This is a genomic window from Arthrobacter sp. R3-55, from assembly GCF_054161505.1.
In genome coordinates, this window is sequence record NZ_CP096423.1 from 183,190 (window position 1) to 208,611 (window position 25,422).

22 protein-coding genes are annotated in these 25,422 nt (G+C 63.4%); 10 read left to right on the top strand and 12 right to left on the bottom strand.

Going from position 1 to position 25,422, the window contains the following annotated elements; translation table 11 throughout:
- Positions 1-40: 40 nt before the first annotated feature.
- On the top strand, positions 41-301 hold the full coding sequence (locus tag M1D51_RS00905; RefSeq protein WP_172323869.1) for a GlsB/YeaQ/YmgE family stress response membrane protein: 261 nt from the start codon (positions 41-43) through the stop codon (positions 299-301).
- A 66-nt stretch (positions 302-367) separates the two neighbouring features.
- Here the strand turns inward: M1D51_RS00905 and M1D51_RS00910 are convergent, their stop codons facing one another.
- The 5 genes from M1D51_RS00910 to M1D51_RS00930 all read right to left on the bottom strand — a co-directional run bounded on the left by M1D51_RS00910 (position 368) and on the right by M1D51_RS00930 (position 8,660).
- Positions 368-667, bottom strand: coding sequence for an SHOCT domain-containing protein (locus M1D51_RS00910; RefSeq protein ID WP_172323870.1), 300 nt, complete (start codon positions 665-667; stop codon positions 368-370).
- 26 nt (positions 668-693) lie between these two features.
- Positions 694-2,223, bottom strand: a complete 1,530-nt coding sequence (locus M1D51_RS00915) for a leucyl aminopeptidase (RefSeq protein ID WP_458108167.1) — start codon at positions 2,221-2,223, stop codon at positions 694-696.
- Positions 2,220-3,968 carry an MFS transporter gene (locus M1D51_RS00920; protein ID WP_458108168.1) on the bottom strand — a complete coding sequence of 583 codons (1,749 nt, stop codon included), beginning with the start codon at positions 3,966-3,968 and terminating at the stop codon, positions 2,220-2,222. Before M1D51_RS00920 ends, M1D51_RS00915 begins: the two co-directional genes overlap by 4 nt.
- Positions 3,969-4,107: 139 nt before the next feature.
- Positions 4,108-5,910, bottom strand: a complete 1,803-nt coding sequence (locus tag M1D51_RS00925; protein WP_458108169.1) for an SLC13 family permease — start codon at positions 5,908-5,910, stop codon at positions 4,108-4,110.
- 116 nt (positions 5,911-6,026) lie between these two features.
- Complete coding sequence (locus tag M1D51_RS00930; RefSeq protein WP_458108170.1) at positions 6,027-8,660, bottom strand: LuxR C-terminal-related transcriptional regulator; 2,634 nt, start codon at positions 8,658-8,660, stop codon at positions 6,027-6,029.
- Positions 8,661-8,788: 128 nt separating this feature from the next.
- On the opposite strand from M1D51_RS00930, the gene M1D51_RS00935 reads away from it, so the two are divergent.
- Entirely contained in the window at positions 8,789-9,385 is a 597-nt protein-coding gene (locus M1D51_RS00935; protein ID WP_458108171.1) for a DedA family protein, read from the top strand.
- 100 nt (positions 9,386-9,485) lie between these two features.
- Here the strand turns inward: M1D51_RS00935 and cls are convergent, their stop codons facing one another.
- The 3 genes from cls to M1D51_RS00950 are packed head-to-tail and all read right to left on the bottom strand — an operon-like array spanning position 9,486 to position 12,446.
- The gene (cls, locus tag M1D51_RS00940) at positions 9,486-10,952 is read right to left on the bottom strand and encodes a cardiolipin synthase (RefSeq protein ID WP_458108172.1); all 1,467 of its coding nucleotides are present in this window, start codon (positions 10,950-10,952) and stop codon (positions 9,486-9,488) included.
- 6 nt (positions 10,953-10,958) lie between these two features.
- The gene (locus M1D51_RS00945; RefSeq protein WP_458108173.1) at positions 10,959-12,023 is read right to left on the bottom strand and encodes an AI-2E family transporter; all 1,065 of its coding nucleotides are present in this window, start codon (positions 12,021-12,023) and stop codon (positions 10,959-10,961) included.
- Positions 12,024-12,068: 45 nt separating this feature from the next.
- On the bottom strand, positions 12,069-12,446 hold the full coding sequence (locus tag M1D51_RS00950; protein ID WP_172322901.1) for an SHOCT domain-containing protein: 378 nt from the start codon (positions 12,444-12,446) through the stop codon (positions 12,069-12,071).
- Positions 12,447-12,860: 414 nt separating this feature from the next.
- Between M1D51_RS00950 and M1D51_RS00955 the strand changes: the two genes are divergently transcribed.
- Positions 12,861-14,108 (top strand): hypothetical protein, encoded by a 1,248-nt coding sequence (locus M1D51_RS00955; RefSeq protein ID WP_458108174.1) that lies wholly within the window; start codon positions 12,861-12,863, stop codon positions 14,106-14,108.
- A 19-nt stretch (positions 14,109-14,127) separates the two neighbouring features.
- Here the strand turns inward: M1D51_RS00955 and M1D51_RS00960 are convergent, their stop codons facing one another.
- Positions 14,128-14,883: a ZIP family metal transporter gene (locus M1D51_RS00960; RefSeq protein ID WP_458108175.1), complete on the bottom strand. Its 756-nt coding sequence runs from the start codon at positions 14,881-14,883 to the stop codon at positions 14,128-14,130.
- 222 nt (positions 14,884-15,105) lie between these two features.
- Here M1D51_RS00960 and M1D51_RS00965 point away from each other — a divergent pair, with 222 nt between their 5' ends.
- The 3 genes from M1D51_RS00965 (at position 15,106) to M1D51_RS00975 (ending at position 17,238) form a co-directional block, all read left to right on the top strand.
- Positions 15,106-15,714: a TasA family protein gene (locus M1D51_RS00965; protein ID WP_458108176.1), complete on the top strand. Its 609-nt coding sequence runs from the start codon at positions 15,106-15,108 to the stop codon at positions 15,712-15,714.
- Positions 15,715-16,282: 568 nt separating this feature from the next.
- The gene (locus tag M1D51_RS00970) at positions 16,283-16,810 is read left to right on the top strand and encodes a hypothetical protein (RefSeq protein ID WP_458108177.1); all 528 of its coding nucleotides are present in this window, start codon (positions 16,283-16,285) and stop codon (positions 16,808-16,810) included.
- 11 nt (positions 16,811-16,821) lie between these two features.
- A complete protein-coding gene (locus M1D51_RS00975) occupies positions 16,822-17,238 on the top strand; it encodes an Hpt domain-containing protein (RefSeq protein ID WP_458108178.1) in 417 nt (138 codons plus the stop codon).
- A 113-nt stretch (positions 17,239-17,351) separates the two neighbouring features.
- On the opposite strand, the gene M1D51_RS00980 is transcribed toward M1D51_RS00975, so the two are convergent.
- A complete protein-coding gene (locus M1D51_RS00980) occupies positions 17,352-18,620 on the bottom strand; it encodes an MFS transporter (RefSeq protein ID WP_458108179.1) in 1,269 nt (422 codons plus the stop codon).
- A gap of 179 nt (positions 18,621-18,799) precedes the next feature.
- Between M1D51_RS00980 and M1D51_RS00985 the strand changes: the two genes are divergently transcribed.
- Together M1D51_RS00985 and M1D51_RS00990 are read left to right on the top strand one after the other, a co-directional pair.
- Positions 18,800-19,540, top strand: coding sequence for an IclR family transcriptional regulator (locus M1D51_RS00985; protein ID WP_458108180.1), 741 nt, complete (start codon positions 18,800-18,802; stop codon positions 19,538-19,540).
- Positions 19,541-19,657: 117 nt separating this feature from the next.
- Entirely contained in the window at positions 19,658-20,845 is a 1,188-nt protein-coding gene (locus M1D51_RS00990) for a 4-hydroxybenzoate 3-monooxygenase (protein ID WP_458108181.1), read from the top strand.
- A 117-nt stretch (positions 20,846-20,962) separates the two neighbouring features.
- Here M1D51_RS00990 and M1D51_RS00995 read toward each other — a convergent pair whose 3' ends face one another.
- Positions 20,963-22,942, bottom strand: coding sequence for a DUF222 domain-containing protein (locus tag M1D51_RS00995; protein ID WP_458108182.1), 1,980 nt, complete (start codon positions 22,940-22,942; stop codon positions 20,963-20,965).
- Positions 22,943-23,056: 114 nt separating this feature from the next.
- On the opposite strand from M1D51_RS00995, the gene M1D51_RS01000 reads away from it, so the two are divergent.
- Positions 23,057-23,515, top strand: coding sequence for a VOC family protein (locus tag M1D51_RS01000; RefSeq protein WP_458108184.1), 459 nt, complete (start codon positions 23,057-23,059; stop codon positions 23,513-23,515).
- Between the two features lie 198 nt (positions 23,516-23,713).
- Here the strand turns inward: M1D51_RS01000 and M1D51_RS01005 are convergent, their stop codons facing one another.
- Positions 23,714-24,337: a hypothetical protein gene (locus M1D51_RS01005; RefSeq protein ID WP_458108185.1), complete on the bottom strand. Its 624-nt coding sequence runs from the start codon at positions 24,335-24,337 to the stop codon at positions 23,714-23,716.
- A 285-nt stretch (positions 24,338-24,622) separates the two neighbouring features.
- On the opposite strand from M1D51_RS01005, the gene M1D51_RS01010 reads away from it, so the two are divergent.
- On the top strand, positions 24,623-25,393 hold the full coding sequence (locus M1D51_RS01010) for an IclR family transcriptional regulator (RefSeq protein ID WP_172322889.1): 771 nt from the start codon (positions 24,623-24,625) through the stop codon (positions 25,391-25,393).
- Positions 25,394-25,422: the final 29 nt, after the last annotated feature.

Here is a 25,422-nt window from a genome sequence, read left to right on the forward strand (position 1 = left end):
ATGCCGAACTGGGTCCTACTTATGAAAGAGGGAAAGAAAAATGGGAATCATCGGTTGGATCATTTTGGGTTTGATTGCCGGCGCCATCGCAAAGGCCATCATGCCCGGTAAGCAGGGCGGCGGCTGGATCACCACCATCCTCCTGGGCATCGTGGGTGCCGTTCTGGGTGGCTGGATCGGCAGCGCAATCTTCAAGGTGGGCATCAACGAGTTCTGGTCGCTGTCCACGTGGCTCCTCGCCATCGGCGGCGCATTGCTGGTCCTGGTCATCTGGGGACTGGTGACGCGCAAGAAGGCTTAATCGCCTGCCATGCAAAAGAGGCCTCGACGCTGCTGCGTCGGGGCCTCTTTGCTGTCATGCAAGAGTTCAGCGCGCCAGGATTCGTGCTTTCTGCGCCTGGAATTCCTTGTCATTGAGGACTCCGGCGCTTTTCAGCTCACCCAGCTGCTTGAGTTGGGCGAGCATATGATCGGTCGGATCGACGACGGCGGCCGGTACAGGCGGCGGCGGAGGCGGCACTTGAAGCGGTGCAGCGGGAGGGTGGTGGCCGGCTGCAGCTGCTGCTGCAGCGTCCTCGGCGGCGAAGCGCTGTTGTTGCCTGCGTTGCGTGCGGCCGAGGACTGAACCCACGACGGCGGCACGGCCGGCGGTCCTGAACAAACCCATGATGAAATCCTTTCGCTGGTAACGGGTCAGGTAGCTGAATAGCCGAGGGCCAGGTCGATGAGGAGACGCGCGCCGAACCCTGTGGCGCCCTTGCTGCGCCAGGCGTCATCCTTGTCGGATTGCATGGTGCCGGCAATGTCGATGTGTGCCCAGGGGGTGTCGCCCACGAACTCGGCAAGGAACAGCGCGGCAGTGGTGGAACCGGCGTAAGGGCCGCCAAGGTTGGAGATATCCGCGATGTCCGAATCCAGCTGGGGGCGGTAGGCCCGTTCCAATGGAAGTTGCCACAGTTGTTCGTCTGCACGGCGCCCGGACTCCAGCACCCTGTCCACCAGGTGTTGCTGGTTTCCGAACACCGGGGCGGTGAGCTGCCCGAGGGACATCAGGGCTGCCCCGGTGAGCGTTGCGATGTCAACGATCCCGTCCACGCCGTCCTCCACTGCCAGAGTCAGGGCGTCGCACATGACCAGGCGACCTTCGGCGTCGGTGTTCTTGACTTCGATGGTCAGTCCGCTGCGGGTGGTGAGTACGTCCCCCAACTTGTAGGCCGAGCCCGAGGGCATGTTGTCCGTGCACATCAGGTACCCGGTCACGGCCGCCTTGCAGCCGAGATCGCGCAGTGCGGTGAAGACAGCCAGGACCGCCGCTGCGCCTCCCATGTCCATTTTCATGAGCAAGTGCATGGGGTCGCTGGGTTTGAGGCTGACACCGCCGGAGTCGTACATGATGCCCTTGCCTACCAGGCCGAGGTGGCCGGTGGCGGACCCGTCCGGCCGGTAGCTGAGCTTGATCATCCGTGGTTCCTGGGCGCTGCCGGCATTGACGCCGAGGAGGCCGCCGCAGCGGAGTTCGATCAGCTGATCTTTGTTGAACTCCTCAACGCCGAATCCGAACTGTGCCCCGAGCTCCTTCGCCGCCGAGGCCAACCCAACGGCAGTGAGGTGGCTGGGCGGGGCGTTGCACAGGTCCCGGGCGATGGCAGTGGCCCGCACTTTGACCCGGCCCGTCTCCAGGCCTTGGGTAGCAGCCGCGGTGTCCAGGCCGGCGCCGAGGAACTGCACCTCGGTCAGTGTTGTCGGCTTGCTCCTGCTTTTGAGCGTTTCATAGCTGTACCGGGCCAGCAGCACACCTTCGGCCAGAACCTGGCCCAGTCGCTCGGCGTCCATCCCTGAAGCGTCAGTCCCATCGAAACTTTGGGTCAGTTCAAAGCCGATCCGCGAATGCTTCTGCGTGGCACGGACCAAGGCAGCGGCAGCTTTGCGCCACCCGTCCGCATCCAAGGATCCCGGCTTCCCACCGCCAACGGCCACCACCAAAGTCCCTGATGCGTTGGCCAGCTGAAGGGTGGTTCCGGGTTTGCCGTCAAAGCCCGCACTTTCCAGCGTTTCCCGGTGCAGGCCGACGGACTCCGGAACATCACCTTCCGAGGGCACCAGCACGCCGATCGCGTCGAGTGCGCCGAAGCCGTCCACAAAGTGCAATTTCGGGTCGGATCCGCCAAGGGAGGGCAGGACTAAGAAATCCGCCGGGATCAGTTTGTAGGGTTCGTGGTTCACCGTTTCGCCCGTTCTGTTGTGGTTGGAGCAGTTGTGGTGGGGACAGCTGTGGTTGACGGCGCCGTGACAGCGTGGTGTGGGCTGGGGGCCGGCTCGGGAATCGCATCGGGATCGTTAGGTTCGAGTTGCTCGGGAAGGTCGCCCTTCATGCGGCCGGGCATGCGACCTGCCGGGACAATCGCCAGCAGGGCAAGCCCGGATAATCCCAGAAGGGAGATCTGCAGGGCGCGAAGACGCGCTTCTTCGTTGACTTCGATCGCGGCTGCCAGCTCGGAGGGGCTGCTCACCCGGTCGCCGATCACTGCCTCCACCTGAGCGTTGGTCAGGAAGTCTGCCTCGTTGACGTTTACTTTGTAGATCAACTCCTGCGACACTTCCGGATGCGCGGCGGCGCCGCTGGCAATAAGCGAGGACAGCATCCCGACGGCGAACGCGCTCGCCACGGCGATGCCCACGCTGCCGGAGAGATTGTGGACCAGGCCGCGCCAGGCTCCGACGTCGCCGGCCAGCTCGCGGGGAACCGCGCTGAGCAGCGTATTGAACACCAACGCGACGATTGCGCCTTGGCCAAGACCCAGGAGGATCAGGCCCAGCACCACAAAGAGTTGGCCCCAGTCGTTGCGGATGGTGAAGGCGAGCAGGACCAGCGCACCAGCCACCACCACGAAGCCGCCCTGGGCGATGGTCCGGGGAGGGAACTTGTCGTAAAGGAAAGCCACGAAAGTGCTCGCGAGGAAAATGGACAACGTGTACGGAATGATCGAAAAGGAGGTCTCAATGCTCGAGCGCCCCTGAACGATCTGCATGTAGAGGGGGATCAGGAAGTTTGCCGCAGTTCCCACGAAGAGCATGATGGCCATGCAGGCCGTTACTGCCAGTTCGGAACTGGAGGCCAGTACCCGGAGGTCGAAAATTCGTGGCAGCTTGGCGTCCTGGCGTTTCCGGATCCACAGGAAGAACACTTGTCCCGCAATGGCCCCGAGGAGGATCAGGAGGGGTGCGGGCGAGAGCCCAAGGATCTCGAAGGGTGCCTGGCTGGTGGCGAACCAGGTGCCCCAGGCCGACAGGCCGCTGAAACCGAAGCTCAGCAGGATAACCGCCACCGCAGCGATGATGGAGCCGGTCCAGTCGATCTTCAGCCGGGGCTGCGGCGGCACGGTTTTGAGCTTGAAGCTCAGCAGAAGGTTGATGGCACCGAGGATCACCATGAGGCCGAACGAGTAGCGCCAGCCGATGGTGGTGGCGAACCAGCCCGCAATCAGCAGTGCCAGCACCCCGGCCGCCGGAATGGCAGCTGCCAGGAGCCCGATGGCTTTTGCCTGCTGCTGGTCCTTGTAATTGGTGGCAATGAAGACGGTGAGCGCGGGTGCGATCAGGGCAATGACGGCGCCCGAAGAAGCCTGGGCAATGAACAGCATCGCCGGACTCAGGCTGAGTGCCACACCCGCCATGGCTGCGGCGTGAATGGCCACGGCGATCTGGAACACCTTACGCGTCCCGAACCGGGCTCCCAGCTTCGCTCCCAGCAGGATGAAAGCCGCCATCGAAAACGTACCGGCGGTGATGGCAGTGCCCACGGATGTCGCTGCGGTATCCAGGTCAGTGGTGATGCCCTGCATGGAGACCGTCAAGGCGTTGACGGCGAATGATGCCTGGATTTGGGTGAGGACCACCACGATCAAAGGCAGCCATGAAGCCGCCTTGACGGGTGGTGGGGTTTCATTGGTGGTGTGGACGCTGGCCATGTGTTGCTCCTGGTGTGCTCTGCCCCTTCACTGGAAAGGAGCGCTTGAATACCTCGCTACGGGGTTGGCGGAACGGTGTGCAGGGTTTGCCTTGACGTTGATCTCCGATCGTTTTGGTGTGCCGGGTTCTTCGGTGCGGCTAGGTCTGAAGGGGCCAGAACACGGGTACCAGCAGGATGGCCGCTGCCGCGTAGAGGGCCATGATGGCCAACCCGAATTTCCAGTAGTCGCCGAATCTGTAGCCAGCCGGCTGCATGATCATCATGTTGGCCGGGGTTGCCACCGGCGTCAGCAGGGCAGCGGAGGATGCAACCGACACGCACATCAGCACCGCGTACGGATTGATGGCTGACTCCTGTGCCACGGAGAGCGCGATCGGGATGATGATCAGGGCAGTGGCCGTGTTGCTGATCAGCTGGCCCAGCACGGCAGTGACCACAAAGAGCCCCAGGAGCAACAGCAAAGGGCCGCCGTTTCCTACCACTGACACCATGCCCTCAGCGAGGATCTCCGCGGTGCCGGTGGAAGTGATGGCCGTGGACAGCGGAATCATGCCGGCCACCAGGATGAGGGTGGTCCACGCCATGGAACGGTGGGCTTGCTGAACCGTGACAACACGCAGCACCACCATGGCCAAAGCCGCCAGCATCGCCGCGACGGGTGCAGGCACCAGGTTCGTGGCCAGCAGCACCACCATTGCGCCAAGAATGATCAGCGCCGGCGTTGCCCGCGGGCCCAAGGGGACTGTTTGGCGGCGGATGGTGTCCGGCGAGTCAGCCAGCAACACATTGTGATCCACGGTGTGTTGATCGAGCGCAGCCCAGGTTCCCTGGAGCAGCAACCTGTCCCCGGCGGTGATCAGCGTCCGTCCCGAGGACTCCGGCTCACCCGGATGGTGATGCGCCAACACCACCAGGTCACCGCTGTCCGTCACCATGCCGGGGTAAGCCTCGGTACCGACCAGGTTTGAGCGGGGTGCCACTACTACCTCGGCCACCCCGTAGGTGCTGCTGATCAGTCCGCAGGTTGCGTCGTCGTCCTGGCTCAGGCCGTGCCGTGCGGCAAGGGCGTCGATGGTGGGCTGGCCGCCGCGCACCACAATCTCATCGCCCTGTTCGAACACCGGGTTTTCTGACGGCTTGCCGTCTGAGCCCTGCACGCTGATGAGGTGGAGGTGGCCGCCGTCGTGCCCGTCCTGAAGACACGCAACCGGCTGGCCCACCAAGGCCGATCCTGCCGGGATGCTGAGGCGGCTCAGCCCCTCACCGCCCAGGTAATGGTTCATGAGCGTCTCACCGTGGGAGCCCAGGTCCTTGGGGAGGGCATCAGGGGTCCGGACCGGCAGAAGCCGTGGCCCCAGCCAAAGCGTCAATCCGATGGTTCCCAGCAGCAGGGGAAGCCCCACAAGCCCGAACTCAAAGAACCCGATTCCCTTCCCCGTGGTGTCTAGCGCTGCGTTCAGGATCAGGATGTTGACCGGTGAGCCGGTCAGGATCAACAAGGACCCGGCATGTGCAGCGAAAGCCATGGGCATGAGCAGTTCCGACGGCCGCCGTCCCAGCCGGACAGCGAGGACAACCACCATGGGCAACAACGCGGCGACAGCTCCGTTAACACTGATGAGTGCAGTCAGCAGGGCCGTCAAGACCATCATCAACACCATCAACCGGGTACGGCTGGTCCCCGAGAACCTGATCAGCAGGCTTCCCAGCCAAGTGGTCACCCCTGCGGCATCAATGGCCTCTGCCACAACGAACAGCGCCGCTATCAACACCACGGTTCCGCTCCCGAAACCGGCGAAAGTATCCTCCAAACCCACAATGCCGGTGCCGTAAAGGGCCAAGGCTGCTCCAAGAGCCACTACCTCAACGGGCAGCCTGTTCCACACGAACGCAGCAATCACTGCGACGAGCACCAATAACGTGACAGTCACGTCTGTCATGGGTGCCTTCGGTAACCCGCGGGGTCTTTGGCCGGCATTCTCTCAGACTAGAACCGGGTCAAAGCTGGTGGGTCACCCCAATCGGGTGAGTGATGGGCGTCTTCCGAGGTCACGGCCTACGGTAAATGCCCAAACCTGTACGCCGCAGCCACGGCATCATGCCGGGTCCCCGCCCCGAGCTTGGAATAGATGATCCGCAGGTGGGTCTTCACCGTGTTCACGGACAGGTGGAGCTCCGATGCCATCTGTTCCTGCGACAAATGCGAGGGGAGCAGCATCAGGACCTCCCGTTCCCGGGGAGTCAGCAAGGGCGCAAGCCGGGCATCAGCAGGAGACCGCAAAACCAGCAACCGCTTGGCAAGTTCTTCCTGGGGGCCATGCGTACCCGCCCGTTCCACCAGCAGGTCAATGACTTCCTGGGGAGCAATGGCCAAGGGCCTGGTCACCGCCAGATCCCCCGCCATGGCCAGCGCATCTTCCAGTAGTTTTCCCGCCATTGCCCTCCGCCCCGCGCGGATGGCCATGGAGCATTCCAGGACGTTAACGTGAATCCACGTCCATTCCAGCAAGGGTGCCGCCACGCCCGCATGCAAGGGGCGGAGGCGTTCTGTCGCGGCATCGAAGCGGCTGATTCCAGCCGGTCCCTGCGCTCGCAAAAGGCACAACTCGCCTGTGCCGGGAATCAGCTCCTCGGCCCACTCCAAGACTTCACGGGCACGCTCCGCATGGCCCAGTGACAGGGCCGCCGTGTGCTCGATCACCGCGATGAAGGCTGCCATCGGCTGCGCGAACAGGTAGTCCTTGCCGATCCTCAACCGGGCTTGGCGCATGCCGTCCAAGGCGTGCCGCCTGTCTCCTGTGTCCAAGTGGGCGCACGCCGTGACCAGTTCCAAGGTAGCGCGCATCGCGGCTCCGACCCCCTTGGCAGAGGATCCCAATTGTCCGAGATCGGCAGTGGCTGCAGTGGCAAATTTCAGGGCAGCGGCGGGCTCGGACCCGAGGAGGGCAGCCGAGGCATGAATCAAGGCACCCACCGATCGGCCGGCTCCCGCAGTCCACGCGTAGGCCGGAAGCTTCTCCTCCGCCTGCCGAAGATAGTCACTGGCGCGGCGGAGTTGGCCCTGCATGGAGGAGATGCCGGCAAGCTTGAGGTACACCTTGCCGGCAAGGTAGCTGTTGCCCGCTTCGGTGGCCTCGATCAACGCTTCCCGGGCCTCGTCCTCCGCCGCCCCGTACTGCTGCTCCATCACCGCAGCAGTGAGGGCCACCATTTTTGCCTCGATCCTGATGTCGCTCTGCCGTGACATGGGAAGGGCCGCATAGTCGCTGGTGGCCTTGGGATCCTGGTTCTCCCATTCTCCGCTGAACCAGGAAAGCCGGGCTTCTGCCAAAGCGCGAAGTTCGCGGAGATCTGCCGGCGGATTATCCGGCCAGGTCCGGTGTGCGGCGGCCAGGTAGCGGGCAGCGGTAGTGGGCTGGCGGCTTTCCACATGGGCCAGTGCCGCCACCAGACAGAGCCTCGGACTGGTTGCCAGAACCGAATCCGGCAGAGCCGCGATGGCCCTCCTGACCCGTGTGACTCCGCCTGAGCCCAGGAGAGTTGCTCCGTGCCGCTCGAGGATCGCACCGATCAGTTGAGAATCAGCTGCATCAACGGCGTGCCGGAGCGCCGCCTCTGGTTCGCCGGCCTGCTCATGCCACTGCGCAGCGATCCGGTTCAGGCGAATCGCTTCGTCCGGTTCCTTCCGGGTAAGTTCGGCCCGGAAGTATGCCCTGATCAGGGGGCGGACCAGAAAGACCTTCCGTCCGCTTCCGGCGGACTCCACCAGATCGCGGTGGTCCGCCAGCGCGGAAAGGACATTGCCCGCATCCCGGTGGCCCGCCAAGGCATTGGCTTGGGCTGCCACCAGGACACGGCACATGCTGGTACTGGCGAGCACCTGCCGTTCGGCGGGGGTGAGTACGCGGATAATTTCGTGGCCCAGGTACTCCCCGAGTTGGCGGTTGTTCGCTGCGATGTCGCCCACAGGTGTTTCGATATCCGCGGCCTTGCGCAGGGTCCGCAAGGCAAGCACCACGCAAGCCGGCCACCCCCCGGTTTGACGGAACACTTCGCCCAATTGATGTGTCCCAAGCAGGGTGATGGTCTTGGCCGCAAGTGAATTGATCTCGTCCAGGGAGAAAGCCAGATCATGTGACTGCAGTTCCAGGATCCGTCCGCTGAGCCGGGCCCGCCCCGGGTCCACGGCCGTGCTTTCCCGGGTGGCCAGGACAAGTTGGAAGGGCAGTTGAGCGTGGGCAAGGAGGGCAGGAATCCAAAGATCCCGGTCAGCGGCCGGGAAGCCCTCAACGCGGTCGATCACCAAACGGATGGTGCCGGCGCTGGTCAGCTGTTCCGCCAGACGCCCCAGTACCTCGCGGGCATTAGCCTCGGATCCGGAAAATTGATTCAAAGTGCCCGCTGGTACGGCAGGGCACTGCCGGAGCGCGTGAAGGATGGACGGCCACAGGGCCGGCTTGTCCTGGTGGTCCGGACTCACCCACGCGACGTTGTCCATGCGGCAGGCGAGCCATTGGCCCAGGAGCACCGTTTTGCCGAATCCTGCAGGGGCGTAGAGAAGGATGGTGTCTGGCGCGGCATCGAGTTTTGCCACAAGCCGGGGCCGGTCCATCACGTCCAAGGGCGGCTTGGAAACCGTGGTCAGTTGAGGGCTCATTAAGTCCGGGCGGGTACCTCGAAGGTCGTCCACTCCTTCAGTGTAGGGGCGTGACTTCGAGGATTCACCCAGTACAGGCGATCCGCGCGGCGGGCTCAGCGCGTAAGGATGGTGATGTCCACCGTGAGACGCTTGGGCGAAGCCCGGAAAGGGGTTTCACCGTGCAGGCTTTCAAGGACATCATGAGCGCTGCGGACTCCGGCTGGGTCTACCCGCTCGGGGCCCTCTTCGTGGCGTTGTCGGCGATCTTCCCACCCATCCCCACTACGTCGTTGTTTGTAGCGTTGGGAGCCCTGTCCGCCACGGATAATCTGCCCAACGGATACCTTTTGGTGGCAGCCATGCTGGCCGGAGCGGTGGCTGGAGATCTCGGTGCGTATGAACTGGTCCGACGCAGGAACATGGCCGGTTGGAAGATGCTCCAAGGCCCTCGCACCCAGAAGGCCCTGCATGCGTCCCGGGAACGATTATCCAAGCACTCCGCCTCGTGGGTCCTGACCTCCAGGTTTGTCCCGCTGGGGCGCCTGACCATGAACGTGGCCAGCGCCATCACCCCTGTCCCTCGCGGCAGGTTCGTCCTCTATTCCGTTGCAGCCGGCATCCTGTGGTCCGTCTACTCGGTGGGCATCGGCGCCCTGTCCGGGCTGTTGCCGGGGCTTTCAACGGAATTTGCGGTCGTCATCGCCATCGCGTTCTCGCTGCTGCTGGGCAGGGGCATCAGCGCGGGTGTGACCTGGTACTTGCAGTTGGACGATTGATGCAGTCCGATCGTGCTGCGGCGGCGCACCCGGCCAGGGCGCCACACCCTACTGCGGCTCGCTACGCCCGCCAGCTACCCTCACCAGCTACCCCGGCGAACTATTGCAGCGACGACGTCAGCCGGGCCAGGTTGTCCAGTGCCACCTGCCCCACCGGCCGCCGCAGCCAGTCCTCCAACAACAGCTCCATGCTCGCCTCGCGGTAGCTGTCCTCCACGGCCCGCATCCGGTCCACGATGGATCGGCCATGGACCAGCACCGAGACCTCCATGTTGAGGCTGAACGAGCGGACATCCATGTTGCTGGAACCTATGACTGCGACGTCGTGGTCAATGGTGAAGTGCTTCGCGTGCAGGACCTGCGGTGCCCGGTAAAGGTAGATGCGGACACCCGCCCGCAGAAGGACCTCATAGTAGGACCGCTGGGCGTGGTAGACCATGGCCTGATCGCCCACTTCCGAGACAAAGAGCTCAACGCTCAATCCCCGCGAGGCGGCGGTGACGATGGCCAATTGGATTGCTTCGTCCGGGACAAAGTAGGGGCTGGTGATGCTGACGCGGTGCTCGGCCTTGTAGATGAGCGTGGTGTAGAGCTTGAGGTTGTTGTCGTTATCGAAACTGGGGCCGCTGGGCAGGACCTGGGCGTCAATGAGCTCCGGCTCCGATCCGAGGACCACCGGTGAGGTGTCCAACGGCAACAGGGTCCCGGACTCGCTGTACCAGTCCGTGACGAACACGGCGTGCAGTTCACGTACTGCCGGCCCCTCCAAGCGGACCATCAGCTCATGCCATTGAAGGCCCCGCCGAATGTTCCGCTTCTTGTTGTAGGAGGCATCGATCAGGTTTTGCGAGCCGGTGTAGCCCACGCGTCCGTCCACCACCACCAGCTTCCGGTGGTTGCGCAGGTCCGGGCGCTGCCATTGACCCTTGAAGGGCCGCAGGGGCAGCATGGCGTGCCATTCGACGTCCATGTGGTCAAAAGCCTGGAGCATGTCCCTGTACTTGGGGCCGCCAACCGCTGCCAGGTGGTCAAAAAGCACCCTGACCTCCACACCGCGTTTGCGGGCCCTGGCCATGGCGTCGAAGAAAGGGGACGTTGTGGGATCCAGCGCCAGGATGTAGAACTCCACATGCACGTATTCTTCTGCGGCATCCATGTCCGCGATCATGCGGTGGAAGCATCCGTCATAGTCCTCCAACAGCTCGGCGCGGTTGCCGCCCACCATGGGCAGCGCCCCAAGCCTGAGGTTAAGTTCGACGGCGGAACGCAGCCAGGCGGGCCAGTCCTCACTGTGGCTGACCGCTGAAAGGCCGGGCGTACGTCCCAGCATCAGTTCGTTGACTGCGCGTTGCTTCTCGCGCCGGGCTTTGGGGAGCTTGCCGCGCCCAACCAGCAGGAACGCCACCGTACCCAGATACGGAATGAAGATGATCGCCAACACCCACGCAATGGCCGACGACGGTTTCCGGTTGGCTGAGACCATCACCGCGGCAATTGCACCGAGCACGATGTGCAGCGCCAACAAGATCAAGGTGACGGCTTCGGCGTCGTGCAGTAGTCCTTGCATGCCGGGCTACTTGGCGTTCTGTTGCGGGATGACTACCTTTTTGATGATCAGCAGGATGGAGGCAGTGGTGGGGCAGGCGATCAGCGCGCCCAGCAGTCCCAGCAGTGTCCCGCCCACCATCGCACCGATCAGCACCAAGGAACCCGGGATGCTGATGGCTTTGCCCACCACCCGCGGCGTCAGGATATAGGCCTCAATTTGCATGTACGCCAGCATGACGAGGAAAACAACGAGTGCCGTTGAGGGTGAGGTGAAGAGTGAAACCACGGTAATGATGGCGGTGCTGACCGCGCTGCCCACCAGCGGTATGAGGGTGATGGGGAAGGCAAGGACGGCAAGTACCGCCGCGTATCTGACCCCTGCCACGGACAGGAGGATGAAGGTAAAAATTGCGTTGAACAGGGCCAGGATTGACATTCCGCTCAGGTATTTACCCACCGAGGCAATGATTGTTTCGGAAATGTCCGCAAATGATTCCCTGCGGGACGCGGGAACCAGTGCATAAAGGCTGGATTTCATGACCTCGTGTCCGGCCACGAAATAGAGGGTCAGGACAACAACGAAGACCACGGCGAAGGTCCCGTTCACCACGTTATAGCCAACCTGCACGGCGCCGCCGCCAATAGCCAGCCAAACATTGGGGTCCGCTGCCGAGGTTTCCAACCATTCCAGCAGCGGGGTCAGGGCTCCGCCGAGTGATCCGTTGACGTCCCGGAACCATTCCTGTTCACCCACTGCGTCGAAGCTGGACGGCAGCAACCGGACCAGCGCGGCGCCCTCTTCCACCAGGATGGGAACCACAAAGCGGATCAGGATTGCCACTACCACCAGGAAGCCCACAGCCACCGCGAGCACGGCTCCGCCGCGTGAGAGCTTCCACCGTTCCAACCACCGGACCAAGGGATACAGCCCCAGGGAGATAAACAGGGCTGCGAAGATCAACGTCAGCGAATACCGCAACGTTATGACAGCGGACCCCAAAGCCAAGGCAACCAGGACACCCAAGGCCGTTATCAGGCCGAATCGGAACGGTCCGCCTTCCAACAGCGGGAATGCCTTCAATCGCGTCATGCGGTCCCTTTCGGCAGTTTTGTGAAGCACGGACCGTCGTCCGAATCAGGCCAATGCCAGCTCCTTCAGGCGAGCGTACTCTGCCTCGGTAATGTCACCTGCGGCAAGAAGGGCCTTGGCCGATTCGATTTGTTGGGTGGGTGTAGGGGCTCCGGCAACCTCCCGGATGTAATTCTCTGCTTCTTCCACTGATTCACGAACGCGTATTTCGCTGCGCAGCGCCATTCCTTTCCCACGCATGATGACGTAGATCAGGGCCGAGATGAACGGTGCCACGAACAGGCACAGAATCCAGAGGGCTTTTACGCCGCCGCCGAGGGCTTTGTCACGGAGAAGATCGGAAATGATCTGAAAGAGGAGGATCAAATAGGCAACAAAGAAAAAAGCGAGAATGATGCTCCACAACGATTCCAAGAAGTTCATGGTGTCTTTCCCATCGTTCGTTCGGCCCGGGGCAGGACCGTCGTCATCCGGCAAGGGACCCGTTCCCCGGCGGGACCACATCACCATTCTCGATTCGGCCGGCCCGTCCGGCGCCGGACCGGGCTGGGATCGGCAGCGATTGGGCAGAAAGATCACCTAGTAAGGGTGAGTGGGTTGGGGCCCGACGACGGGTGGCCGGGCTGGGTGCCTGGCCCGTGCGCGGCCGGGTGCCGGGTTGGGCTGGGCTGTGCGCGGCCGGGTGCCGGGCTGGGTGGCCGGGGAGTGTGGCCGGCTGGTGCCCGGCCGGGTGCTTGGTCCGGTCACAAATTCCCCGTAACCAGGACGTTGCGCCCGGCGTCAAACGGTCGGTTACGCTGCTCAAAGCCACGCACCACCGCACGTTTTAGGGTCCCAATGACGCACTCTTTTTCGCCCGATTCCGCAACTGACCGCGCGCCCAAAGCCGTGTTCCGGCGAGGACCGGAGCCAACCCGCCATCTTGGCGCGGCAGCGGTCGCTATGGGCGCATCCGGGATGGTGGCAGTTGTGGGGGCTTTCGCACTGCTCCTGCACATGCTCGCCCAAGAGTCTCCGCGGCTTGGCCCGGTGTACTCCGGCTGGCCGGAAGCTGCCACCGAGTCCTGGCTCCCGGCGCTCCGGTGGTTCCTCAGCGACATGACGGAGCCCTTGTTCTTCGCCTCGGAACTCGCCGCGCTCGGGCTCCTGTCCGGGGCGGCACTTGCGTGGCGGGCCGGCGGACGGGGGCGGAGTTGGCCGGGTTCGCTCAGTTATGGGACCGGACTTTGGCCCTGGGTGCTGGCATCGGCGTCGCTGAGTTTGCTGATATCCAACCTGGCCTTCGGATGGATGCTCGACGACGGATGGCAGCCCACTTTCGTACCTTTTGTTTGCGTCGCTCCCGCTATGGTCCTCATGTACGGCGGCGGCTGGAGAACCTGCGTCACAGGCGCTGTTCTGGGCGCAGTCACCACTACCCCGTTGGCCCTGCTGTTCATCCCCGCCGTGTCCGTGCCGCTTGGCCTGCCGACAGTGGTGGCAAACGTCCTTGCGATGTCCGTTGCGTGCATGGTGTCGTTTTTGCTGGCGAGGCAGTTGCCGTGGCTAGCCTTGCGTGTGCCGGACCCGCCCGCACAACGGCGAGTCCCGCCGTCGAGCGTTCACCGGAAGTTCCGCGGCGATGCCGGCTGGGCGGTGCGACGGGTCCTCAAGGACTTCACCGAGACCCATTTCTTTGCCAACGAACTGGCTGGCGCCGGTGTCATTCTGGCAGTGGGGGTGGCGTACGTACTCAACCCGGGGTTGCCCTCGTACGGGTCGGAACTGGTGCCCCACATACTGTTCGCCCAGGCGCTGACCTCGGGAATCGGCGTGGTCCTCTGGCGGCGCTGGTACCGCGACGGCGGATGGGCTGCCACCTATGCGTCCGTGGTGTCCGTGGCCCCTGCTGCCGTGCTGGCTTACGGCGGCTCGTGGTCCGCGATGGTGGGTGGGGCCGTGCTGGGAGCAGTCCTGGCTCCGCCCATTGCGCGTCTGGTTTCCGCGCGGCTACCCGCAGGATTCCACCCGGTGATCGGCAACACGGCGGCCATGGCGGTGTCGACGGCGGTCGCCTTGCCGTTGCTTGGCCTGCTGCCGCACTAGCTCCTTTGGGGGTGGAGTCCTAGCCACCCACGTGATGGATGGTAAAGGCACTGAGGAACCCGACGGCGGCCGTCAGTCCCGTGAGGTTGTGGTGCTCTTCGAAGGCCTCGGGAATCATGGTGTCCGCGAGCATCGCCAGGATCCCACCGGCGGCGATTGCGGTGATGAACGCAATGACGCTCCCGGGAGCGTTCTCCAAAGCCGTGTAACCGATGAGCGCAGCCAGTCCGCTGAACACTGCAATGCCGGTCCACGTGCCGAAGACGTACGCGGGGCTGCGTCCGGCCTTCTTCATGCCCGCCGTGCTGGACAGGCCCTCGGGAACATTGGAAATGAACACCGCGGCCAGCATGGCCGGGCTGACACCGCCACCGGCCAGAAGTCCGACGCCGAGCACCACGGATTCAGGAATGCCGTCAATGAGCGCTCCAACGGCGATGGCTGTTCCGCTGCCGGGGCTCTCCTTCTCGGAGGGCTGGGGTCCGCTGGAGCGTTTCCGGTGTTTGGCGCCGGCGCGTGCCAGCAGAACGTTGGAGCCCACAAAGATTACGGCGCCCAAAAGGAAACCCAGCACGGTGGGGATCAACCCGCCGCCCTCAACCGCCTCGTCCACCAGTTCAAAAGCCAGCGCGGAAATCAGGACCCCCGCACCGAAGGCCATCACCGTGGAAACGATCTTCGGCGGGACTTTCCAAACCCAGGCGATCCCGGCACCGAGGACCAAGGCTCCGCCTGCCAGCGTTCCCCACAGCAGGGCCTGCAACCACATCGGCATTCTTGTGCCCTTTCATTGGCCTTCCACGTGCACCAATGCAGTTTTTCATAGGGGGTTGGGGGCGTGCGGGAGTCTTGAGTTTTTCCTGAGGAAGTGTTGCGGGTTTGCAGGATTTGTTCTTGATCCAGCCCCGGCACAGTAGTTCTTGTCAGCCAGAGAGGCAGACATCGAAGAACAGGCCGGCCGGAACCGCGGTGGCCCACCGAAAGGACCCTGATTCCCATGGCCATCAGCCTCAAGACCACCTCCGGCAAAATCCTCGCCTCCGTCGCACTGGTCGGCACCGCAGCGGCCGTCGCCGGCATGGGAACCTACGGCGCGTTCACCTCCTCCACCTCCGCCTCCCAGGCAGTGACCGCAGGCACCGTCACCATCGCCCTGGGCGCACCCGGACCGGCCAACACCCTGAACCTCCCCGTCGCAGGACTGCTGCCCGGAGACAAGATCGAAAAACTCGTCACCCTGGCCAACACCGGCAACTCGGACCTGAACAACATCACCCTCACCACCTCCGCCGGGGCCACCGGATCACTGCTCACCACCGACACCACCCACGGCCTGCAGCTGACCATCGAAAACTGCTCCGTGGCCTGGACCGGCACCGCCGCCCCCTACACCTGCACCGGCACCAAAACCACCGTGCTGGCCAACGGGCCGGTGATCGCCGCGAACAAGGTCCTGAACAACCTGGCCTCCCTGACCTCGACCAAGACCGACAACCTCAAAGTCACCACCGCGTTCCCCACCACCGCGAACAACGACTTCCAAGGCGCCACCTCCACCATCGCCTTCGCCTTCACCGGCACCCAACGCACCGAAACCACCAAGTAACAGCGCAGCACCACCGCAGCTTCCCTGTAGCTTCCCGCAATACGCCGTCAAGCCCCACGGGTTCAGCCCGATAACCCCCTGGGCCGGCCGATAGCGCAGCCGGGTCTGATCGGATTCACTACCCCAGCCCGATCAGCCCCGGCGGCTGTGCCATAGTCCCCGGCGCCATAGTCCGCGGTGCTAGTCCAGAAAGCCACAGTCAGCAGCTTCTTGGCCGCAGCTTCTTGGCGGCAGCCACCTAGCCGCAGCTTGTTAGCGGCAGCCACCTAACTACCGGCGCTACTAGTAACACCATCAAGCCCCGCCGGGCCTGGTCGGGCTTCCCCCCTGCTCGATCAGGTCCGCCGGTATTTTTCTTGCATCAGCCATACTCCTGAGCAAATATTCCTGAGCCAGACACGAATTCCAGGCCAGACAGGAATTCCAAGGTCGGACAACAATTCCAGGCCAGATAAGAATTCCAGGGTCGGACTTGAGGATTTTCCGCAGGAAGCCAGGGCAGGGGCACACGGGCTTTTCTGCAAAAACCCTACAGAAGTCGATCAACACCCGGAAGGAACGCCAGGACATGAGTACCCTCACCAGCATTGACGGACCAGCCCTCCACGGCCGGCGTTCCGCAGGGAAGCCCACGGCGGTCAACGACGTAACCCGGCCCACCGTCGTCGGGTCCGGAGCGAAGTCCACCGGCCTCGGGTCTGGCGTGGAGCCCACCGCCGCTTTGAAGCCCGTCGCTGTGAAGCAGCCCGCAGCGGCGACAACCACTTACTGCCCCCTGACTGCACGCCGAACCACTGCAGAACCATCCACTGCAGTGGCACTCACAGCAAACGCCCGCGCAACCGCGACGCCCCACGGTGCAACCGGGTCGCTCCACCGCGCAGCCGGGACGCACCACCGCTCCACCGCGAAACTCCACCGCGCAACCGGGACGCCCCACGGTGCAGCCGGGTCGCTCCACCGCGCAACCGGGACGCCCCACCGCGAAACTCCACTGCGCAACCGCGACGCTCGGTTGCGTCGCCGGTACGGTTACCACCAAGCCCGGCGAGTCGGCCCTGGAAGGTGCCGCAGAGCCGCAGGCAGCAAGTGGTGAATGACCGGCGGATGCCGGCCGGACGTGCTGAACCAGACGTAGGGAAGACGGAATCCGTCCTGGAGCCATGCACGCTGCAATCACTGGCTGAGGAGCTGGAAGACTCAACACCGGCCATCAATTTTCTCTCCAACTACCTGAGTATGCTGCCCGGCAGGATCCTCAGAATTTCCCACGGACTAGGGCTGCAGGATGCCGATGCCAGCATGGATGCGGTCCTCAGCCTCAAGATTTCCTCTGCGATGGTGGGGGCCTTTGAGACGGAGAACCAGTGCATGGTCATCGAAACCATGATCCGGGAAGATCACTTCGACTCGGCGGTCTTGGCTCTCCCCGCACTGCAGGATTCCACTGATCGCTGCTTCGCGGCGGGTCCGCAGTTGCTGGGGAGTGCGCACGAGTCCCTGCGCAAGGGATCGAGGCGTTGAATCCTGGACCCTGGACCGGGAATTCTGGATCCGGACTGCCGCACCATGAATCCGGGGCATCGAATCGGGCCGGTTTTACCCCGGTGCTGGTGATTTTTCCTAGTCTGGAGCGGCTAGTGGTGCGCCGGCACGGTGGCGTCGGCGGCCTTGACCTCGTGCGGCACCAGGAAGAGCGCGGCCACGGCCAGCAGTCCGGCGGCGGCGAACACATAGAAGCCTGCAGGGTAGGCGATATTTGCGGCTACCAACGTTCCCGTTACGGCAGGACCAACGATCGCGCCCAACCTGCCGACACCTGCCGCGAAGCCTAGTGCGGTTCCGCGGAGCCGCGCAGGGAACAGTTGGCTGACCCAGGCATACACCAGCACCTGGGAGCTGAAGACGAATACTCCCGTCACGAATACGGCCGCGTTGAGCAGGAATTCGTTGGGGATTTTGACGCTCAGGATCGCCAGCAGCACCGCCGACAACCCGAACCATAGGAGCACGATCTTCTTGGTCCCATGCTTGTCGGCAAGAATCCCGGCAAGGAAAAGGCCCGCCACGGCGCCCACGTTCAGGACCAGCAACAGCGTCAGTCCGGTGCTCACGGGATATCCGGCAGCAGCCATCAGCTGCGGCAGCCACGTATTCAGCCCGTAGACCAGCAGCAGCCCCATGAACGATGCGATGCCAATACCCACGGCCACCAGAGGATAGGGCTTCTGCAGGAGGTCGCGGAAACCGGTCTTTTGCTTGGTACCGGTGGAGGGGTCGACGACGGCTGTTGCCTTCGTGGCCTCGCCCGCCTTGGCAGGGGCTGCTTCAGGGAGCGATTCCGGCAGCTTGACCCACAGGAAGGGCAGCAGTATCAGGCCGGCCACACCGCCGATGATGAACATCAGCCGCCAGTTGGGAACGATGAAAATAGCCAACAGAGCGGTGGCTACGGCGCCCACGTGGTAACCGGTCATGGTCCGGGTGGTGGACTTCCCGGCTGTCCCGGCCGGGGCGTAGTCGTTCATGTATGCCAGGGCGGCCGGGAGGCAAGCACCCAAACCGAGCCCGGCCAGCAGGCGCAGCAGAGAGAAGATGGCAACGTTCGGGGCAAAGGCAATGCCGATGGTGAACAGCGAAAAGCCTGCCACACAGGCGATCAGGAGTTTCCGGCGCCCAAACTTGTCGGAAAGCGGCGCGATGAAAAGTGCGCCAAGGCCCACGCCTACCAAGGAGATGGTTGCGGCAAAGGTGGCTCCGACCGCGTCGAAGCCCAGATCGCCGGTTTTGATCAGTGTGGGGATGACAGTTCCAAGGACAACGAGGTCGAAACCGTCCAGGACCATGGCCAGCCAACAGAGCCAAACAGGCCATTGGGAGCGGCGGGCAGATGTCATCGTTGGCATAGCGTCCTCGGTACTTCATTGTGGTTGGCGCTGGCTGATTGCCCCAGGCCAAAGAACGTTCGGTCGGTTATGAGAGTTGTATCACCCCAGGATGTTGCGTGGCACACGTTCTACCATTGAATGGAAGGTGGCAAGTTGGTGCCGCGTCACTTTCCGACCAGATACCCAAGGAGGGCGTGGTGGCCAACTCAGCATCAGGAGACTCGGTAGTAGACCGCGTGGTTCGGGTTATCGAAGCCTTTCCGGAAGGAGTGACCTCCCTGCAGCTGACCGAGTTGGCTGACCGGGCAGGGCTCCCTTTGTCCTCGGCGCATCGGCTGGTCCGCCAACTCTCAGAGCACGGGTTGTTGGATCCCGGCGCTGGTGGCACTGTTCGGCTGGGTCTTCGCCTTTGGGAACTCGTCAACCGAAATTCGCCCACGTTGGCCCTCCGTCAGGCTGCCATGCCATTCATGGAGGATATCCAGCAGGTCCTTAACCAGAACGTAAACCTTGCTGTGCTGGAGGGCTGGGAGGCGCTGTTCGTGGAGCGGCTCTCGCGGAGGGGGTCTGTCGCGAACCGGGCCAGGGTGGCGGGAAGGATGCCCGTCCATATCTCCTCGGCAGGGCTGGCCCTGATGTCGCACCAGCCACGTGAGGTGCAGGCGGAGTACCTCGAGCAGTTCCAGGATCCGTCCGGAAAGGTGACGGCCGGCGTCGTGCGCCAATTGCTGGCCGACGCCGCCCAGCAGGGTTACGCGCAACTAGCGGGCGTGGTGGATTCCGACACCTGGGGCATTGCTGTTCCGGTGATGAACGGTAAGCGCCGCACTGTGGCGGCTTTAGGCGTGGTTGTGCCGCTTGCGGAAATGCGGTTGCAGGCGCTTGTTCCGGCACTCCAGACGGCGGCCCGAGGCATAGGGCGGCGGTTGGCCGAATGATTTCGCTTCCGTTGAACGGAATTGATGTAACGACAATCACTCACTGCGCGCCACACTGAATCCAGATTCATCCCGCGTCCGAGTAAGCCGGGATCCGCAACGAAGCGAGGAACAACAATGGCACGCACACCCATCACCACCCAAGTGGCCATCATGGGCGCTGGCCCCGCAGGCCTCATGCTCTCCCATCTGCTGGCCAAGCAGGGCATTGAGTCCGTAGTGGTTGAGATCCGCAGTCGCAAGGAAATCCAGGAAACGGTCCGCGCCGGGATTCTCGAGCACGGCACCGTCAACCTGCTGGTTGACTCCGGGGTCTCCGACCGGGTGCTGCGTGAAGGCGATCGTCACGACGGCATTGAGTTGCGCTTCAATGGTGAGAGTCATCGCATCAACTTCAAGGAACTCGTGGGCGAATCCGTGTGGCTGTACCCGCAGACTGACGTGTTCATGGACCTCGCAGCGAAGCGGGAAGCCGACGGCGGTGACGTCCGGTACAGCGTCACCGACACCACGGTTCACGATCTCGAAGGCAAACCGAAGGTGTGGTTTACGGATGCCGACGGCCAGGAATTCGAAATCCAAGCCGACTTCCTGGTGGGTGCTGACGGTTCCCGCAGCCACTGCCGCTTCCAAATCCCGGAGGCCAACCGGAAATGGTACTTCCACGAATACCCTTTCGCATGGTTCGGGATACTGGCCGAGGCCCCGCGCAGCGCCGACGAACTGATCTACGCGAACTCGGAGAACGGCTTCGCACTGATCAGCCAGCGCACTGAAACCGTGCAGCGCATGTATTTCCAGTGCGACCCCAAGGAAAACGTGGCCGACTGGGATGACGAACGCATCTGGACTGAGTTCCGCAAGCGCGTCAACGGCAACGGCTTTGAGCTCAAAGAAGGGCCCGTCCTGGAGAAGATGGTTCTGCCATTCCGCAGCTTCGTCCACACGCCTATGCGCCACGGCAACCTCTTCTTGGCCGGCGACGCGGCGCACACCGTTCCACCCACAGGGGCCAAAGGCCTCAACCTGGCCATCCACGACGTCAAAGTGCTTTTCGAAGGCCTCGACTCCTTCTATTCCAACGGCTCTACCGCTTTGCTTGACTCCTACAGCGACCGCGCCTTGGACCGCGTATGGAAGGCCCAGCACTTCTCCTACTGGATGACATCCATGCTGCATACGGTGCCGGGTGCCGACGACTTCGACCGTGCCCGCCAACTCGGTGAACTCCACTCCGTGGTCACGTCCGAGCATGCCAAGGCGTACCTGGCAGAGTCGTACACGGGGTGGCCGGCCGCACGCTGACCTCGCCGGGCTGCTGGGGACTTGGCGGGCTTTTGGCGATTTGGCGGCTGCCGGCTTCGTGAGTGAGTGGGGCTTTCGTTTCCCCAGGAGCCCGCTCATTGGCCCCACATCGCTTTCTTATGTTCTGTGGGGTGTGTGGTGGTGGTTGCGTCGGGGTGTTTGTTGGGGGTCGATGTGGGGTGGGGGGATGAACCATGGGACGCCGGTTGTCATGTCGATGCGCCATTGTTCTTTGTGGATGAGGTGGTGGTGGTGGCTGCAGAGCAGGGTGCCGTTGTCTGTCGAAGTGGTGCCGCCGTTGGACCAGTAGGTGGTGTGGTGGGCTTCGCACCAGGGTGCGGGCATGGTGCAGTCGGGGAAGGCGCAGCCGCCGTCGCGGGCGGTGATGGCTTTGCGGATGTGGGGTGGGAAGATCCGGGTGGTGCGGCCGATGTCCAGGACGCGGGAGTCGCTGCCGAGCAGGACGGGGATGATGTCGGCGTCGCAGGCTATTTTGCGGATGGTGTTGGGGTGGATCGGGCCAAGGAATGTAGCGGTGCCGGTGCCTGTCCTGGCGCCATTGCCGGGCGGGGTGAGTTGATCGAAAAGTTCGTTGTAGTCGATGGTGACGGTGAGTTGGGGTCGGAGTCCGCCGTTGGAGGGTAGTTCCCCGGTGGTCATGGCGAGGCTGCAGGCACCGGTGAGGCCGTCCAGGAGTTTCTGGGCCCGGGAGCGCCGGTCAAGGTCAGGGCCGCCGCCGGCATCAGTGCCGGCATCAGGGCCCATGACAGTGCCGAAGCCCGTGGTGGTCAGGCGTGGGTTGGTGGCGGTGTTCATGGTGGTGGTGAGGGTTTCGTATTGTTCGGCGGTGGCGAAGATTTCGATGTGGTGCAGGCCGTAGCGGCGTCGGCGGCGTAGGAACGCGCCTTGGTGTTGGCGGAGGACTTCCTCGGAGGGTTCTGGGCCGTCCTGGTCGATGGATTCGGTCCAGCGTTTGGCCATGGTGGTGACGAAGTCCGGGTCGGTCTCTACTGCGGTTTTGGTCAGGGCGTGTTCCATCCGGGTGATGGTGGCGTCGTCGGTGAGGTTCCTGACTTTGTCCAGGGCACTGCTGATGATCGACGCTGAGCGGGAGGGCAGTTCTCCGGAGGCCAGGGCTTCGGCGAGGATCATGCGGCGGGCGGGGATGTCCTGGCCAATCATGCCGGGTTGGGGGAGGACGTCCGGGGCGAGGGCGAGCCTGCGCCGGGCCTCGCCGATACCGATCCGCAACCGCGCCCGCAGGAACTGTGCCGCGTCCCGGTACCCGTCATCCACAACACTGGCCCTGGACCCGGCTGCCGGCGCCTCAGAACCCGCGCCGGAACCAGAGCCCGCGCCGGTACCGGAGCCCGCGCCGGAACCAGAGCCCGCGCCGGTACCGGAGCCCGCGCCGGAACCAGAGCCCGGGCCGGTACCGGAGCCCGCGCCGGAAAAAGAACCCCCGCCGGAAAAAGAACCCGCGCCGGTACCGGAGCCCGCGCCGGAAAGAGAACCCGCGTCAGCCCCCGGCACAGTTTCAGTCCAGCCCGTCCGCCACTCCGACGCAGCCGCCGAGGACCCCGGACTGGCCTGTAGCGCCTCCGTCCGGGCCCGTTCCACCGCCTGCGCCGCAATAACTTGGACATACTCCAAGGATCGGGCGATCTCTTCGACCTTGCCCGCAAAGTCAGCCGCATCGACAAAACCGAGCAGTCGGACTTCATCTGCCGCCGTCGAACGCAACACGTCCACTGCGGCAGCGCCCCCGAGAAGCGCCGCTTCCATTGATGGAACACTCGACGACCATGGGTGCGGGGTCAACGCGCGCGGCACCTCATCGGCCGCGGATTCCTGAGAAGTTGCCAGCGCCGCGGGCGCTACCCCTTCCAAAGGTTCCCGGGGCATGGACGGGGAGTCGGGCACGAAGGGTCGCCCAGCGTCCCGGGATGCATCCGGGGTGATGCCTGCCGACGTCGGGAATTGGTGTGCCGAAGTTCGGACAGGAACATCGAGCGAGAAAAGCGGAACGTGCGCCGGCACATCACTGGCGCCGGACGAACTTGCCCGCCGCTCCACGATCTGCCCTGTGCCTTCCATAAATCAAGCCTGTCACGGGGACCCAACCGCTATAAGCCCTCAAAGACGCTATGTGGAAAACCAATCGCTGCTCATGGTGTCGAGGAAATAGCGGCTCAGGATCTACCGTAAAACATGACTATTAACCCGAGTCCAAAAACACCGGTCCGGCAGTTGCGCCTTGTCGTAGAGGCTGAGGATTACGATGCCGCGTTGACATTTTTCCGTGACGCCCTGGGCCTGCCCGAGCAAGCTGCTTTCGAAGGAGATGGGGACGCCAGGGTCACCATCCTGGAAGCCGGCCGGGCTACCCTCGAGATCGCCAACGCCGCCCAAGTGCGGATGATTGACAGGATTGAGGCGGACGGCAAGCCCAGCGCCAAGATCCGGATCGCCTTCGAAGTGGATGATTCCGCCGCGGCCACCAAGGACTTGGTGGAAGCCGGCGGCACCTTGATTGCTGAACCCAGGGAGACCCCCTGGAAATCGCTGAATTCCCGGCTCGAAGCACCCGAAGGGCTCCAGATCACGCTGTTTCAGGAGCTCGAATCCCTCGAGGAACGCAGCTCGAAGCCCGGTTTCACAAGCCCTTGACCCCGTATTGCCTCAGCCGCGCCATGTCGCCCCCGCCGCGCCATATCGCCCAGCCGCGCCATGTTGCCTCAGCCGCGCCATGTCGCCCCCGCCGCGCCCCGCTGCGGTCTTCAGGCACGGTGGCCTGAAGCGCACGACGGCGGGAGGTCGCCGTCGTGCGCTTGTCTCGTCTTTGGCGATACTCACTGTAGATGCCGCCTAACCGACGACCCCGCTCTGGTGATCAATGCCCGCTTGATCCACTTTTCGGTGGAAGCGCATGCCGGCCTTGCCGCCGACGATGGCGCCGATGAGGGGAACGATCAAGGCGATCACAAGGCCAATGATGCCGCTGGCGGTCATCAGGCTTCCGTCGACAGGAATCTGCGGGGCGCCGTTGAGGTTGTCGAGGATGTTGAATTGGTTACCTGCCACCGCCGCGAGGATCGCCACCACGATGGCGATGATGATGCCCCATAGCCAGACGGCGAGCCCTTGCTTCGCTCCATCGAAACGGGCCATGCGACCCGCGACGTACCCTCCGCAGTAATAGGCCAGGAACAAGACGACTGCCAGCACGATTCCGCTGACAATACCCAGGGTTTCCGGGTTCTGCTGGGCCTGATCCGCAGCTTGCTCGGCGCCGGATGGATTCGCCGCCCCCACGCCCACGCCGATGGCGGTAGCCAAGGCGCTGAGCAGGACCGTCATCCCGATGGCCGTTAACCAGCCAAAGAAGGCCGAACCCCATTTAATGCCCCCAAAGCGTTCCTTTTCCGCATTGACGACTTCATTCCTGCGGGCTTTGGGAGTGCTTGAACCCGCGCTGTCTTCATAGACCATGTCAGCTCCTAGTCCGGGTGCCTGAACGTTGGTAAATCAAGCAAAACACCACCTTCGGCCAGAAAGCAAGCATCCTTACTAAATTGGCGGACGGGGCCATCGGCACAAGTAGTCAGGTGGCGATCCGGGCCATCCTGGAAGAGTTTCTTTCCGTATCCCAACGCACGACGGCGGCAGGTCGCCGTCGTGCGTTGTTCGCGGTCAGTACGCACCGAAGAGTCTAACCGCCGCCGGGGACTTTCCACATATAGGGACGAGTGGCTGTTTCGTGGGAGAATCGGCGGTATGGAAGCCAGCACCGCCGGAGCCCGGACACTCGAACGAGGACTCAGCCTGATCGACCACGTAGCGGCCGGCAATCATCGGCTTGAGGACATCACCAAAGCCGCAGGACTCAGCCGATCGGCCACCCACAGGATGCTGACCTCCCTGGTGGGAGCCAAGTACCTGAGTCAGGCGGAGGACCGCAGCTACCATCTGGGCGTCAAGCTCCTGGAATTGGGGACCCAAGCGCAAACCAGCATCGATTTGCCGGGGGCCGTGCAGCAGATCCTGTCCGATATTGCCCGAATCACCCAGGATGCCACCCACTTGGGGATACTGTCCGGGGATGAAGTGGTGTACCTGGCCAAGGCCCGCGGACACCGCGGGTTCGAGATGACCTCGTATCCGGGCGTTCGCCGGAAGGCCCAGACCACGGCGTTGGGCAAAGTGCTGCTGGCAGAGAAGGACGACGCCCAAGCGGTCAAGGCCTTCAACCACGCCATCACCCCGACGCCGCTCTCCATCAGGACCGTGGAAGAATTCCTTTCCGCCTTGCATGAGGCCAAGCACAACGGCTACGCCATGGATGACCAGGAGAACGAACTGGGGATCACGTGCCTTGCCATCGGGATACCTGATTTGAGCGGAGCCATGGCTGCCGCAGTGTCGGTCTCCGCCCCCAGCGTCCATATGAACCCCGAGCGCGTCCAATCCCTGGTTGCGTTGCTGCAGAAGTTCCAGCCCGAGCTCACCAGTTGCTTGCCGCCGGGGTTTGAAAGGGCGTGGATCTAGGCCCCTGTTGATCAACGGCGCTGACACAG

Excerpts from the sequence above, each read along its gene's own strand:
- M1D51_RS00980 (WP_458108179.1), bottom strand. The coding sequence starts at position 18,620 with ATGCCAACGATGACATCTGCCCGCCGCTCCCAATGGCCTGTTTGGCTC.
- M1D51_RS00960 (WP_458108175.1), bottom strand. The coding sequence starts at position 14,883 with ATGCCGATGTGGTTGCAGGCCCTGCTGTGGGGAACGCTGGCAGGCGGA.
- M1D51_RS01010 (WP_172322889.1), top strand. The coding sequence starts at position 24,623 with ATGGAAGCCAGCACCGCCGGAGCCCGGACACTCGAACGAGGACTCAGC.
- M1D51_RS00910 (WP_172323870.1), bottom strand. The coding sequence starts at position 667 with ATGGGTTTGTTCAGGACCGCCGGCCGTGCCGCCGTCGTGGGTTCAGTC.
- M1D51_RS00975 (WP_458108178.1), top strand. The coding sequence starts at position 16,822 with ATGCCGGCCGGACGTGCTGAACCAGACGTAGGGAAGACGGAATCCGTC.
- M1D51_RS00925 (WP_458108169.1), bottom strand. The coding sequence starts at position 5,910 with ATGACAGACGTGACTGTCACGTTATTGGTGCTCGTCGCAGTGATTGCT.
- M1D51_RS00920 (WP_458108168.1), bottom strand. The coding sequence starts at position 3,968 with ATGGCCAGCGTCCACACCACCAATGAAACCCCACCACCCGTCAAGGCG.
- M1D51_RS00905 (WP_172323869.1), top strand. The coding sequence starts at position 41 with ATGGGAATCATCGGTTGGATCATTTTGGGTTTGATTGCCGGCGCCATC.
- M1D51_RS00945 (WP_458108173.1), bottom strand. The coding sequence starts at position 12,023 with ATGACGCGATTGAAGGCATTCCCGCTGTTGGAAGGCGGACCGTTCCGA.
- M1D51_RS00950 (WP_172322901.1), bottom strand. The coding sequence starts at position 12,446 with ATGAACTTCTTGGAATCGTTGTGGAGCATCATTCTCGCTTTTTTCTTT.
- M1D51_RS00955 (WP_458108174.1), top strand. The coding sequence starts at position 12,861 with ATGACGCACTCTTTTTCGCCCGATTCCGCAACTGACCGCGCGCCCAAA.
- M1D51_RS00995 (WP_458108182.1), bottom strand. The coding sequence starts at position 22,942 with ATGGAAGGCACAGGGCAGATCGTGGAGCGGCGGGCAAGTTCGTCCGGC.
- M1D51_RS01005 (WP_458108185.1), bottom strand. The coding sequence starts at position 24,337 with ATGGTCTATGAAGACAGCGCGGGTTCAAGCACTCCCAAAGCCCGCAGG.
- M1D51_RS00970 (WP_458108177.1), top strand. The coding sequence starts at position 16,283 with ATGAGTACCCTCACCAGCATTGACGGACCAGCCCTCCACGGCCGGCGT.
- cls (WP_458108172.1), bottom strand. The coding sequence starts at position 10,952 with ATGCAAGGACTACTGCACGACGCCGAAGCCGTCACCTTGATCTTGTTG.
- M1D51_RS00990 (WP_458108181.1), top strand. The coding sequence starts at position 19,658 with ATGGCACGCACACCCATCACCACCCAAGTGGCCATCATGGGCGCTGGC.
- M1D51_RS01000 (WP_458108184.1), top strand. The coding sequence starts at position 23,057 with ATGACTATTAACCCGAGTCCAAAAACACCGGTCCGGCAGTTGCGCCTT.
- M1D51_RS00965 (WP_458108176.1), top strand. The coding sequence starts at position 15,106 with ATGGCCATCAGCCTCAAGACCACCTCCGGCAAAATCCTCGCCTCCGTC.